General features: G+C 58.4%; 10 protein-coding genes and 2 pseudogenes. 9 read left to right on the top strand and 3 right to left on the bottom strand.

Annotated elements, in window-relative coordinates:
* Positions 1–222 precede the first annotated feature (222 nt).
* Both BC1002_RS34760 and BC1002_RS34755 read right to left on the bottom strand, forming a co-directional pair.
* Positions 223–738, bottom strand: coding sequence for a hypothetical protein (locus BC1002_RS34760; protein ID WP_013094621.1), 516 nt, complete (start codon positions 736–738; stop codon positions 223–225).
* A gap of 652 nt (positions 739–1,390) precedes the next feature.
* Complete coding sequence (locus BC1002_RS34755) at positions 1,391–2,194, bottom strand: IclR family transcriptional regulator (RefSeq protein ID WP_013094620.1); 804 nt, start codon at positions 2,192–2,194, stop codon at positions 1,391–1,393.
* Positions 2,195–2,333: 139 nt separating this feature from the next.
* On the opposite strand from BC1002_RS34755, the gene BC1002_RS34750 reads away from it, so the two are divergent.
* The 9 genes and pseudogenes from BC1002_RS34750 (at position 2,334) to BC1002_RS34715 (ending at position 10,324) form a co-directional block, all read left to right on the top strand.
* Positions 2,334–3,317 (top strand): hydroxymethylglutaryl-CoA lyase, encoded by a 984-nt coding sequence (locus BC1002_RS34750; RefSeq protein WP_013094619.1) that lies wholly within the window; start codon positions 2,334–2,336, stop codon positions 3,315–3,317.
* Positions 3,314–4,588, top strand: coding sequence for a CaiB/BaiF CoA transferase family protein (locus tag BC1002_RS34745; RefSeq protein WP_013094618.1), 1,275 nt, complete (start codon positions 3,314–3,316; stop codon positions 4,586–4,588). Before BC1002_RS34750 ends, BC1002_RS34745 begins: the two co-directional genes overlap by 4 nt.
* Before the next feature lie 81 nt (positions 4,589–4,669).
* Positions 4,670–5,982 (top strand): annotated as a pseudogene (locus BC1002_RS34740) (MFS transporter).
* Complete coding sequence (locus BC1002_RS34735; protein ID WP_013094616.1) at positions 5,979–7,109, top strand: amidohydrolase family protein; 1,131 nt, start codon at positions 5,979–5,981, stop codon at positions 7,107–7,109. The pseudogene BC1002_RS34740 and the gene BC1002_RS34735 overlap by 4 nt, the downstream one beginning before the upstream one ends.
* Before the next feature lie 161 nt (positions 7,110–7,270).
* Positions 7,271–7,492 (top strand): annotated as a pseudogene (locus BC1002_RS34730) (transposase); the annotation flags it as partial.
* Positions 7,493–7,609: 117 nt separating this feature from the next.
* Positions 7,610–8,197: a hypothetical protein gene (locus BC1002_RS34725; protein WP_013094614.1), complete on the top strand. Its 588-nt coding sequence runs from the start codon at positions 7,610–7,612 to the stop codon at positions 8,195–8,197.
* A gap of 32 nt (positions 8,198–8,229) precedes the next feature.
* The gene (locus BC1002_RS37335; protein WP_157874884.1) at positions 8,230–8,601 is read left to right on the top strand and encodes a transposase; all 372 of its coding nucleotides are present in this window, start codon (positions 8,230–8,232) and stop codon (positions 8,599–8,601) included.
* A gap of 82 nt (positions 8,602–8,683) precedes the next feature.
* The gene (locus BC1002_RS34720) at positions 8,684–8,911 is read left to right on the top strand and encodes a hypothetical protein (RefSeq protein WP_013094612.1); all 228 of its coding nucleotides are present in this window, start codon (positions 8,684–8,686) and stop codon (positions 8,909–8,911) included.
* 672 nt (positions 8,912–9,583) lie between these two features.
* Positions 9,584–10,324 (top strand): SDR family NAD(P)-dependent oxidoreductase, encoded by a 741-nt coding sequence (locus tag BC1002_RS34715; protein WP_013094611.1) that lies wholly within the window; start codon positions 9,584–9,586, stop codon positions 10,322–10,324.
* A 786-nt stretch (positions 10,325–11,110) separates the two neighbouring features.
* On the opposite strand, the gene BC1002_RS34710 is transcribed toward BC1002_RS34715, so the two are convergent.
* Complete coding sequence (locus BC1002_RS34710; RefSeq protein WP_013094610.1) at positions 11,111–12,085, bottom strand: IS5 family transposase; 975 nt, start codon at positions 12,083–12,085, stop codon at positions 11,111–11,113.
* Positions 12,086–12,165 lie beyond the last annotated feature (80 nt).

The raw sequence follows: 12,165 nt of genomic DNA, 5'->3' as shown, positions 1-12,165 counted from the left end.
GCTGCCCGCAAGGCCCGGAACTACGTGGCACATTATGCAGTGGATGAGCTCAAGCTTCTGGGCAAAGTGTCAAATGGTATTGAGCGCTGGCATGAGGTCATGGCGTCGAAACTCCAGGACATACCGCTCGGGAAGATCATTGTGGCAGTGCTACTCTCGCGTAACTCAGCCGAGGAAACGCCTACGCAAGACGCCGTCGACGCCTATCCCGCAAAGATCGCGTTATGGGTCGTGGGGAAAAACGCCTAAACCCTCTAGACCGGGAAGATCAGAGAACGGGGGTGAAGCCTTCATTATTTCGGGTTTTTTACCGGAGAGCAGTTCGTCGAAATCCCTTGCGACCGGCGCAATGACTTCGCTCACCCACTGCCCAAGGCCTTCGCTCGTCAGCAAGCCGTGCGCCCAGCTCCCGACTTTCATCGCCTGAAGAACATCATCGCCCGGACCCTTGAACCGATCGCTCAAATACTGAAGTTTCTTTAGGCGCGGCTTCGTTCCCTCTCCGATTTCGCCCTTGAAATGGATCAATTCATTGCGCAACGCTGTCAAAATGTCCAGCGACTGGAACGGTTCGGTACCTGAATCCCATACTTGCCCGCCGCTCACAGATGCAATGAGATTCCATTTATCGCGGGTGGCGTAAGACTTTTTTCCGTCATTCAGTGTTCGCCAGAATGCGATCGGAACGTTCGGCTCGCTGTCTGTGTGCGAGGAAATTTGCTCGATCAGTTCATTCAATCGCGCCTCGACATAGGAACCGGAAAAAAATTGCCGCAGTGTTCGCGTACAAGACTAGAGTCGGATCTTCTGCCGACGCTGCCATGTGGGCAAACACCCGACAGTGATGAATATACTCGGGGTTGCGAGGACGATGAAGGCGATCAAAATGGCTGGGAACTGAGGCCCTGCGGGGCCTTCTTGCCGTTGACGACGATGGCAGAGTCGCCCGACCTACCAAACCGCGATCGACCTCTCCGGCAGTTCGCCTCAGCGGAAAAAAACAGTTTCCACACAGGCTCGGCCAGGAACAGACGTTAGCTCTGTCTGCCTGCCCGTCAGCTTTGGTAGCGATTCTATTTGCAAGGACTTCCCCCGATTTGGACTTTCGGGGGAAGTCCTTGCATACAGAATCGTAGCGTTAACGGCCTTTCAACCCGAGGCCGCAAACGGCTACTCGGCCGCCTGCCGACAAACGAGCGCGAAAGTTGCGTCCCATATCCTTCGAGCAAAGGGTGCCACTGGGCTTGACCGGTCGGCCGAGGATCTGCCCCAGCACTTGTGGGCGCGGGTTGCTGTACCGATACCATCATCCCCGAAATCGCGCCGGGCCTAGCATGGCAGCTCGGCGATTCAATGCGCCCGGTCGACCACTCACGAGCGCGTGCTCACTTCAGCTTCTGTTTGCAAATTCCGCAATACTGGCATCGTACCGACCACCTTTGCCGCCGAGCGCAACGGTCGCGCGTTTTGCACTGTCAAGTAAGGCCGCAACGGCCGCGTCGATGGTCGAAGGAGTACCAAATCTCTCTCTCGGTCCCGATAGCGTGAGGGCACCCACCAACTCGCCAGTCGAGTCGAACACGGGGACGGACGTCGAAGCGGTTTCGGGATCGCGTTCACCATAAGACGCCGCCCAAAGAGCCTCGCGCACTTCGCTCCAGCGAGGATCCTGTGCCTCAGTGAAAGCGAGCAGCACCTTGCCGGACGCGCCTTTGTCGATCGGGAATTCTTCGCCGACGCGGATTGACACACGCACGCTCCGCGTCGGCTCGACACGATAGAGCACCAGTCGATGATCGCCCTGCCGCACATAGAACGACGCTGTTTCCCCCAGGTCGCGGCTCAACTGTTGAAGCAACGGCTCGATGACGGGACCGACCTGGAAGGATCGCTGATAGAGCGCGGCTAGCCGTAGCGGCTGGTGGCCGACGCCGTACTGCCCGTCGCTCAATTTGCGGATAAAGCCTCCATGCTCCAGCGCGCCCAGCAGGCGCAAGGCCGTGCTTTTGTACAACCCTGTGCGTCGCGAGAGTTCGGTGAGCGTCAACTGGTCGTCGGTCGGCCCGAACGCGTTGAGGATGGCGAACGCACGGTCGAGCACGGCTACGCCGCTGGAACTGTCGTTGGCAGTATCGGATGCCTCAGGCGTTGAAAGGGCATCAGTGGTCACGGCTTGTCTTGTCGTTTTGATCATGATTGGCATCGTATCGTTCTATCTCGCAGAACTCAAGTTCTATTTCTGTGGGTTTACCCCGCTTTTGTAGGTCTACGAACATGCCTATAGTTCTGTTAAATGAAACATTGGTCTGTCCAATAGAACACGGGAGTCAATGATGAGTCATTCAAGCCCGAAGGTGCTGATCAGCGAGGTCGGGCCGCGCGACGGTCTACAAAGCATCAAGAGCGTCATGCCCACTGCTGCGAAGCTGCGATGGCTTTCCGCACTCGCTGCTGCGGGAATCAGCGAAATCGAAGTCGGTTCGTTCGTGCCGGCGAAGTTGCTGCCGCAGATGGCTGACATCCGCGAAGTCGTGGCGCATGCCCTCTCAATCCCGGATCTGCACGTCGCCGTTCTCGCACCAAATTTCCGTGGAAGCCAGAGCGCCTTCGAAGCGGGCGTGCATAAGGTCACGCTTCCCGTGTCGGTGACCAACGAACATTCGCTGGCCAATATCCGGAAGACCAATGAGCAGATGATCGAAGAAGTCCGCAATATCGTCGCGCTTCGCAACGAACAGTTTCCGGGCGTGCAGATCGAAACCGGCGTTTCGGTTGCCTTCGGCTGCGCGATCGCGGGCACCGTGAGCGAGGATCAAACGATGCGCATGTGCCAGGCAATGGCCGAGAGCGGCGTCGACGAAATTGGCCTCTCCGATACGAGCGGCTATGCGAATCCGGCACAGGTTCGCCGGCTGTTCCGTCGGTTGCAATCGGAGTTCGGCGCGAAGGCTGGCGGCGCACATTTCCATAACACGCGCGGACAGGGTTTAGCGAACGTCGTCGCCGCGCTCGAGGTCGGTGTGACGACAATTGATTCGAGTCAGGCCGGCCTGGGCGGCTGTCCTTATGCGCCAGGCGCGACCGGCAACATCGTGACCGAGGATCTAGCGTTTCTGCTCGAAGCGATGGGCTACGACACCTGTGTGGACATCGACAGGCTCATTACCGCGCGCGCCATTCTCGCGGAGGCACTGCCCGGCGAAGCGTTATACGGGCACGTGCAGGACGCGGGGCTCCCAAAGGGATTCGCGTATGCAGACGGCCGCGCACCCAGCGCGCCGCAACCCAAAGGCTGCCTCACTGGAGTAGCGCAATGAGCGACGTGCAAGCAAACCGGAATTTGCCGTATAGCGGTGTACGCGTCGTCGAGATGACGCACATGGTGATGGGGCCGACATGCGGCATGGTGCTGGCGGACCTGGGCGCGGAAGTGATCAAGGTCGAGCCTATTTCCGGCGATAGCACACGAGTTTTGCGCGGGTCCGGTGCGGGCTTCTTCAGCACGTTCAACCGCAACAAGAAGAGTATCGCGGTCGACGTAAAAGATCCGCGCGGCGTGGAGATCGTTCACAAGCTTCTTGGTGGTGCGGACGTCTTCAGCGAAAACTTCAAGAGCGGCACGATGGACAAGCTCGGCCTCGGTTACGCGGCGCTGTCCAGGCTCAACCCGCGTCTCGTCTACGTGTCGCATAAGGGCTTTCTGCCCGGCCCATACGATCATCGCACTGCGCTCGATGAGGTCGTGCAGATGATGGGCGGCCTCGCTTATATGACCGGACCTGACGGCAGACCGTTGCGAGCCGGCACCAGTGTCAACGACATCATGGGTGGAATGTTCGGCGCGATCGGTGCGATGGCGGCGCTGGCTCAACGCGAACGCACGGGACGTGGTCAGGAAGTCCAGAGCGCACTGTTCGAGAACAATGTATTTCTCGTCGCCCAGCACATGATGCAGTACGCGGTGACCGGTAAGGCCGCGGCACCGATGCCGAGCCGTATTTCAGCGTGGGCAGTCTATGACGTGTTCTCGGTCAAAAACGGCGCGCAGATCTTCCTCGCGGTTGTCTCGGATACGCAATGGGGGCTGTTTTGCGACGCTTTCGGGCTTGCAGAACTCAAGGCTGACGAGCGCATCGCTTCCAACAATCAGCGCGTGCAGGCCCGCGAATGGTTGTTGCCGCAGCTTCGAAAGCATATGGAAGCCTTCACGGCTGCCGAGATCAGCGCAATCTTCGAGCGCTGCGGACTGCCGTATGCGCCGCTCACGAAACCGCAGGACCTGTTCGATGATCCGCACCTGCTCGCTACCGGCGGACTCGCCGAGGTGACTTTGCCGCCCGACGCAAGCGGCGCAGGGCAGGCCATTGCGACGCGGACTGTGCTGCTGCCTTTGACGCTTGGCGGTGAGCGCCTGCACCTGCGTGCGGCGCCGCCTTCGTTGGGTCAGGATACCCAGGCGCTGCTGACAGGTCTCGGATATACGCCTGAGGATCTCAGGCAGTTGACCGAGGCCGGGATCGTCAAGTGTCAGTACGCTCAGCCTGGCGATGCGTCGAAACCATCGGCGAACGAACTCGCCAGCGCCTGACGTTGCAACACCCACAAAGAATCACCGAGCCGCAGAGGCCACTGAGCCTTCTGCGCGCCTTGATTCGTCTGGAGACGAGACATGACATCCATTTCATCGAACATCACGACAGGCAGCACGGTGGGTTCCACCGTCGAGCAGTCTGCGGTCAGAAAAGCCGCGTGGCGCTTCATTCCGCTACTCGCGCTCGCATACTTCTTCAACTATCTGGATCGGACGAGCGTCGGCTTCGCGGCGCTGACGATGAATCACGATCTTGGCTTGAGCGCTACCCAGTTCGGCTGGGGCGCGGGCATCATGTTCGCCGGGTACTGTTTGTTCGAGGTTCCGAGCAATCTGGCGCTATACCGCTTCGGCGCGCGGCGCTGGTTTGCCCGCATCATGATCACGTGGGGCTTTTTCGCCGCGGCGACGGCGCTCGCCGTGGGGCCAAAGAGCTTCTACGTAATACGGCTGCTGATCGGCATTGGTGAGGCCGGCTTCTTTCCGGGTGTGATCTTTTTTCTCGCCGTCTGGTTTCCGGCTGGCTATCGCACTCGCGTGCTCGCATGGTTCACCGTCTCCACGCCGCTCTCGTCACTCGTCGGTGGCCCGCTGTCGGCGGGGCTGCTCCATATGCACGGTGTCCTTGGACTGGCGGGCTGGCGGTGGATGTTCATCGTTCAAGGACTGCCCGCGTGCGTCCTCGGTTTTCTGGTACTGAAAATGTTGGCGGATAAACCCGCCGATGCTAAGTGGTTGTCGCACGAGGAACGGCAAGCGCTACAAGGCGCGTTCGATCGGGAAGCCGCGTCCGGTCAGAAAAAAAAATTTTTGTCACGGCATTGAAGGACGTGCGCACCTACATTCTTGCGATGATCTCCTTCGGCTTCACGATGGGCTCTTACGGCATCGGTATCTGGCTGCCTCAGATGCTGAGGGCTCACGGGATGAGCGTCACGCAAACCGGCTGGATGTCGGCCGTGCCTTACTTCTTCGCCACGATCGCATTGCTCTGCTGGGCACAGCGAGTCGATCGTCGCGGCGGCCCGATCGCAAATCTCGCCGCAGGCCTTTTGATTGGTGCGATCGCGCTGGGTGTCTCGACGTACTTCCATCAACTGGTTCCGGCCATGACCGGCATCACGCTCGCGTTGATCGGCACTATTGCGGGTCGCACGATCTTCTATACGCTCCCGGCGCGGTTTCTTTCCGGACAGGCGGCTGCCGGTGGTATCGCTTTCATTAACTCAATTGGTGCGCTCGGCGGATTTGCGGGACCGTACCTGGTGGGTTATTTGAAGGACAGTTTCGGCACGTTTTCGGCCGGCATGATTGGACTTTCGATCGTGCTCGGTATCACGACTTTGCTGACCTTGTCACTTTATGCCTTTGGCCGTGGAGAACAGGAATGAACAAATTCCCTTCGCTCCGGCGTCGGCAGCTGATTGGCGCTGCCGCAGCATCATTGATTTTGCCGGCTGTCACTCTGCGCCGGGCATTTGCAAAAGAGGGAACGCATTCCGTGAGTACAACCAGCAACTATCTTTCCGTTCGGACTGACTGGCTCGCTTCCTGCACCGAGGCGGCGCTTGAGCCCGACCTGCCGATCGTCGACGCGCATCATCACTTTTACGATCGTCCGGGCTGGACCTATCTTCTCGACGAGTATCTGCAGGACGCGCAAACGGGCCATAACGTCACCGCGTCGGTGTTCATGCAGGGGCTGACACGATATCGCCCGTCTGGTCCTGAGTCGCTGCGCCCGGTCGGAGAAATCGAGTATGTTGCTGGCGTCACCGCGCCTTTGAAAAAAAGCAAGCCGGAGGTTGCGAAGGGTATGGTCGGCTATGCAGATCTTCGCAGGGGAGCAGCGGTTCGCGATGTTCTCGAAGCGGAACTGCATGCCGGCGATGGTCGGTTCCGTGGCGTTCGACATCTCGTTACCTGGGATGCTGACCAGACGCTCGTCAATCCATTGTCGGCGGCGCCTCGAGGGCTGCTGCTCGACCCCGAGTACCGGGCAGGCGTCGATCAACTGGCTTCGCTGGGCCTGTCGTACGACGCATGGCTATTCTTTCCGCAGTTGCCGGAGCTATTCGACCTGGCGAAGGCCTATCCTGATACGCCTTTCATCATCAACCATTGTGGGGGCGTGGTCCGGATTGCCAGCTATGCAAATCAGCGCGCAGAAGTGTTTGATGTCTGGTCCCGCTCGATGCGTACTCTCGCCCAGTTGCCGAATGTCTATGTGAAGGTGGGCGGCCTCGGGATGCGCATTAATGGCTTCGAGTTTGAAAAGGGTGAACGGCCGCCTATCTCGGACGATTTGGCCGAAGCATGGAAGCCATGGATGCACACATGTATCGAGGCATTCGGTGCAGAGCGCTGCATGTTCGAGAGCAACTTCCCGGTAGACAAGGGTTCCTATCCATTCAGCAACGGTTGGAACGCCTTCAAGAAGTTGACTGCACACGCTAGCGCTGGCGAACGCGAGGCTTTGTTCCGGGGAACCGCGCGCAAGGTTTATCGCCTTACGTGAACGGGACGGATGGAGCGGAGGCAAGCAGTAAGCCTGGAATGGCCGCTGTCCGTCCGACAGCTGCCTCTGTGCATTCCGTTGCCTGTGACCGGAATGGGTCGAGCTTGTGTGAAAACGCTGATTACCTAAACTGGATTAACTCATTCAGCATGGGTGACCGGCTGAAGCGATATATAGAAGGTGAAGATCGCAAGCAAGTGACGCTGCTTCCGGAATGCCTCGATGACTTCATTACTGAGGACAATCCGGTAAGGATCATTGAGGCGTTCGTAGAAGAGCTTGACCTTGCATCGTTGGGCTTCGAAGGGGCAATGCCGTCTGCGACAGGTCGCCCGTCCTATCATCCAGCGGTGCTGCTAAAGATCTATATCTACGGCTACGTCATGGAACCGCGGGGCAGTTCTGGACGGCAATGGGCGGACTTGCATGGCTTCGACCACGGCTGAGCCGTGCGAGGGCGTGCGCGTCGCGTTTTATCGGGCAACACCTACGGAGGCAGCATGACCTGCATTGTGGCGCTGACAGATGGCAAGAAGGTTTACATGGGTGCGGATTCGGCAGGATCGGGGGGAGGGGCCATCACCGTGCGCGCTGACCCCAAGATCTATCGTGTGGGACCGTTCCTGATCGGCTTCACCACATCCTTCAGGATGGGGCAGCTTCTGGGCCATAGTCTGACCGTCGCGCCGCAACCGGAAGGCACCGACGTGTTCGCCTTCATGTGCACGACGTTCATTGATGCGGTACGCGCTTGCTTTGCCCGCGGCGGATTCGCGCGCAAGCACGGCGAACGCGAATCGGGTGGCACTTTTCTGGTTGGGTACATGGGACGTATCTTCCGGATTGGCGACGAATATCAGGTTGGTGAACGCGCCGTGAACTTCGATGCCTGTGGTAGCGGCGAACAGGTGGCGCTGGGCTCGCTGTATACCACCGTCGGTGTTCCGATGCGGCCGGACGTCAGACTCGAACGCGCCTTGGCCGCGGCGGCCGAATTTTCAACGGGAGTCCGTGGCCCGTTCCGGATAGAAGTGTTGGACGGCCAGACCGCTCAACGATCGGTCGAAGAAGAGGTAAGCGACGTTTGATCTACCAGCCGCCCACTTACGACGAATGGGTGATGGTTGAGCCGCTCTTCGGTTCGCAGACACTTGGTCTTGGTCGTCCGCGCGTCGCCAGTCTGCGGGCTGAAGCCATCGTGCATGTGCTCACCACGAAATGCCGCTTGGTGCATCTGCCGCACAACCTCGGCTTCCCGTCACATATTACCGCCCGGCACAGCTCCAAGCGCTGGCAGCAGAAGGACACGATGGACGTCGTCCTTGCGGCTCCGGGGCCGCTCGGTCGCGTACTGAGGCCGAGCCATACCCAGAAGGCGGTCGGCGTAGACGTCGCGCGCGGCGGGAATGAGGATCTTAGTCACGGTGCGGTACGAAAACCCCTTCGCCGAACAGCAGGCAGATTCTCCGGAGGATCAAGATGGTGCAACTGAAAGTGGCTAAAGGCGAGAAAGTCTTCGATTATTTGGGAGCGCGTAGCATTCGGTAACTGATGTTCTATGTGAACGAAAAGGAATGCGACAGATTGGTCGTGACGTCTATTTAAGGTTGAAGGAAACGGTCAAGAAATGGCTGCCTCAATACGATGTCGTTCGGCCTGAAATCATCGAGGTTCAGTCAGGAGCGAAGAAGTGGTGCGCCTTCAACGACGATGCAGCGCTCAAGGCGTCGTCAGTGGCGAAGTTACAGAACGAAATGACGCACAACCAGAGGGAGCAGGCCAACACGAATCCTTGTTGGTGATCAGAAATTCGAGGCAGTCTACAGCATCAACGGCCGATTCTTCCGACGCTTCATCGGACTGGCGCGTCCGTATTGGACGCGCCCGCGCGCGTGGCGTTCGTGGCTCGTGTCGGTGTGCATGTTGCGTTTTCGATCGTGGACACTGCACTCGGTGCCAAGCTGTCGTTTCTCACACAGAGATGAGGGTTGCACTGATATTGCGCCACGCGGACTGCCAACTGTTCGCCTATTTTGCGTTGGTGAGTCTTGTGATCAATGGTGGCGTGGTTATCTGCGTGGCCGTGCGCATTTTCGCGCCGATCAGGACCTCTCTGTGTGCTCGGATGTGGCGGGCACTTCGCCATATGAAAGTCTGATATCCTCACAAAACGGATGCCAGTGTTTATCGAAGCAATCCCGCGGATCCGCGGCGAACGGAGGCGGCCGCTGTCCAAGCCGCGCATTGCCCGCAATCGCGATATTTCCTTTCTTAACCACTGCTCGTCTCCGTTTTCGCAACACCAATTGACCTTGTCGCGTGACCGCGGTGACACATCGTGGAAACAGGTCAATTGCTGCACTGCAGGAGCTGTTCGTTTAGCACGCCTGCTTGCGAGTAGGTACACCTCACCCATGCAGGCGGCAGTCGCTCAACTGCACGCCGCAACGATCTATCCAATTGGACATGCACAGATGAGCCAAGTTACTCGTTATATGCTGCTGACCGGCGCCAGCCGCGGTATCGGTCATGCCACAGTTAAGCTTTTTCAGGCGAACAACTGGGAGGTGTTCACTGTCTCCCGGCGGCCGTTTTCGGACAGTTGCAAGTGGCCTGCTGCGCGCGAAGCGCACATACAGGCAGACCTCGCGGACCTAGATAGTATCGACCGAATCGCTTTTGAAGTCAGGCGACGGCTACCTAATGGACAGTTACACGCGCTCGTCAACAATGCTGGCGTCTCTCCTAAAGGCGAGGATAGATCGCGCCTCGGAGTTCTCAAGAGCGATCTTCGGACTTGGATGACTGTTCTTAACGTGAATTTGGTATCAAACGCATTACTGGCGCGATCGTTGTTCCCAGAGTTGGTCCGAGGAAACGGGGCCATTGCCAACGTAACATCAATCGCCGGGGTGAAGGTTCATCCTTTCGCAGGTACTGCCTACGCAGCCTCAAAGGCTGCGCTCGCAGCTCTAACACGAGAAATGGCGCACGAGTTTGGCCCGAAGGGTGTACGCGTCAACGCTATTGCTCCGGGCGAAATTGATACCTCAATCCTGTCGCCCGGCACAGAGGAGATCGTGGATCACGGAATTCCTATGCGTCGTCTCGGGGATCCGGACGAGGTCGCACGAGTAATCTACTTTCTCTGCACTGAGGCCTCCTCGTACATCAACGGAGCTGAGTTGCACGTCAATGGAGGACAGCATGTCTGAAGTCATGCGACAGCACGTGAAGACCGACGCCCAGGAACCGTCGTCGGGCTCCATAGCAAGGAAAGAGAAGAGAGGGCCTCGTCGCGTGCCGACCAGTCGGTCTGATGGAGACGGTCCATGTTTGCAGCAAGCCCTGAAGATGGTCCCTTGCGCTCCGACGCTGCTAAGTGATCCTCTTCTACTGCGCGGCGGTTTCGATTGGCATTCAAATGATGTGAGAGCGGTGACATATGACATACCAAATGTTCCATCGTGAGAGACTATTAAGAAGTTACGGTATCTGATACGCGTCCGACTTTCCATACTAAATTACATTTCCATGCCGACAAGATTGCGCGGCGTGGCATCTCGACTTGTCCACATTAGCATGAACTTTCCGCCGTGTAACGGAGGATCGTCCATCACCTCAGAACCTCTGCAAACTTCCGTTTAGTGGGTTGTCGGGCGCACATCCAACGAATAAGCGCTCTCCTTGTTCTACTGTCCGAATTCCCGTCTCTGCCGCCTCTTTAGCACTCGGTTTTCTGTCGCGCGGAGGTCAATTGTGCGGCACTGAGCGAATGCTTACAACAAAACGGCGACTTTCAGTAAGCGCCCGGTCATCCCATCTTGAGTCACCGTGAAAGTCTTGGGAGCATCGTGTTCACTTAAGGCTAAGCTGAACAAGCCACTAGATTGACGACGTGTCAGCGGTTTGAACGTCCCCAAGTCATGATGCCGAGTTTAGCCCTTGCTTTTCCGCCCTTTCGGGCATTTTGGACGGGCACTTTGCCCGCCCTTTGCCCACTATGGGCGTACCTGCGCTATCAGTTTTCTGCGCGACAGGTAAACGTTCGCCAGTGCGAGCGCGACGAACGCCCAGTTGGCGTTCTTTTCCAACCCGCGATAGCGAACCTTGGTAAATCCCCACAGTCGCTTCACGACGGCAAAGACATGTTCCACCCGGGCGCGAATTTTCGACTTGTTGCGGTTCTTGCAACGCTGCACCTCGTCGACTTCGCGCGCACGGCGGGTGCGCTGATTGGTGAAGTCGCGCGCCTTGGGCGCCTTGCTGTGGATCAGCGCTTTCTGGCTCGCATAGGCGCTGTCGCCGTAGACGCGCTGCTCCCGTCCGTGCAGCAGTTGCGGCAGCGGGTGCTTGTCATGGACGTTGGCCGGCGTGAGTACCGCGCTGTGCACCAGGCCACTCTGGCTGTCCACCCCGATATGCAGCTTGGCAGCGAAATACCATTGTCGACCTTTGCGAGTCTGATGCATCTCAGGGGCGCGCGCCTTCTGCTCATTCTTCGTCGAGCTCGGCGCGCCGATGATCGTAGCGTCCACGATGGTGCCGCTTTTGAGCTTCATGCCGCCGCCCTGAAGGACCCGGCCCACTTCGGCGAACAACTGCTCGCCCAGTTTGTGAGTCTCCAGCAGGCGCCGGAATTTGAGCAGCGTCGTCGCGTCGGGCACGGGTTCGCAGCCCAGGTCAATACCCACAAAGCGGCGCAGGCTTGCGCTGTCATACAGCGCTTCTTCGCACGCGAAGTCAGCCAGATTGAACCAGTGCTGCACGAAGTGCATCCGCAGCATGCGCTCCAGGCCAATCGGCGGGCGGCCATTGCCGCGCTTCGGATAGTGCGGCTCGATCACCGCGCACAACTGCGTCCACGGTACGATCGCATTCATCGTGTCGAGAAACTCATCGCGCTGAGTGCGTTTGCGGTGGGTCTCGAAACCCGCTCCTTGATCGGCTGCCATCGCCAACGTCTGCTGCTTCATCCTGTTCTGCATTCCTCGTTGAACCCGATCTCTACAACGCTTGACTGTATGCGATCCAAGAAGGACGCCTCCCAGAGCGA

Source organism: Paraburkholderia atlantica, from assembly GCF_000092885.1.
In the GTDB taxonomy this organism is placed as follows: Bacteria; Pseudomonadota; Gammaproteobacteria; order Burkholderiales; family Burkholderiaceae; genus Paraburkholderia; species Paraburkholderia atlantica.
The sequence above is the reverse complement of the archived record's forward strand: the minus strand, read 5'-3'. Positions and strand labels throughout refer to the sequence as shown.

Coding starts and splice junctions, on each gene's coding strand:
- BC1002_RS34725 (WP_013094614.1), top strand. CDS start 7,610: ATGACCTGCATTGTGGCGCTGACAGATGGCAAGAAGGTTTACATGGGT.
- BC1002_RS34755 (WP_013094620.1), bottom strand. CDS start 2,194: ATGATCAAAACGACAAGACAAGCCGTGACCACTGATGCCCTTTCAACG.
- BC1002_RS37335 (WP_157874884.1), top strand. CDS start 8,230: ATGGTTGAGCCGCTCTTCGGTTCGCAGACACTTGGTCTTGGTCGTCCG.
- BC1002_RS34715 (WP_013094611.1), top strand. CDS start 9,584: ATGAGCCAAGTTACTCGTTATATGCTGCTGACCGGCGCCAGCCGCGGT.
- BC1002_RS34735 (WP_013094616.1), top strand. CDS start 5,979: ATGAACAAATTCCCTTCGCTCCGGCGTCGGCAGCTGATTGGCGCTGCC.
- BC1002_RS34750 (WP_013094619.1), top strand. CDS start 2,334: ATGAGTCATTCAAGCCCGAAGGTGCTGATCAGCGAGGTCGGGCCGCGC.
- BC1002_RS34720 (WP_013094612.1), top strand. CDS start 8,684: ATGCGACAGATTGGTCGTGACGTCTATTTAAGGTTGAAGGAAACGGTC.
- BC1002_RS34745 (WP_013094618.1), top strand. CDS start 3,314: ATGAGCGACGTGCAAGCAAACCGGAATTTGCCGTATAGCGGTGTACGC.
- BC1002_RS34710 (WP_013094610.1), bottom strand. CDS start 12,085: ATGAAGCAGCAGACGTTGGCGATGGCAGCCGATCAAGGAGCGGGTTTC.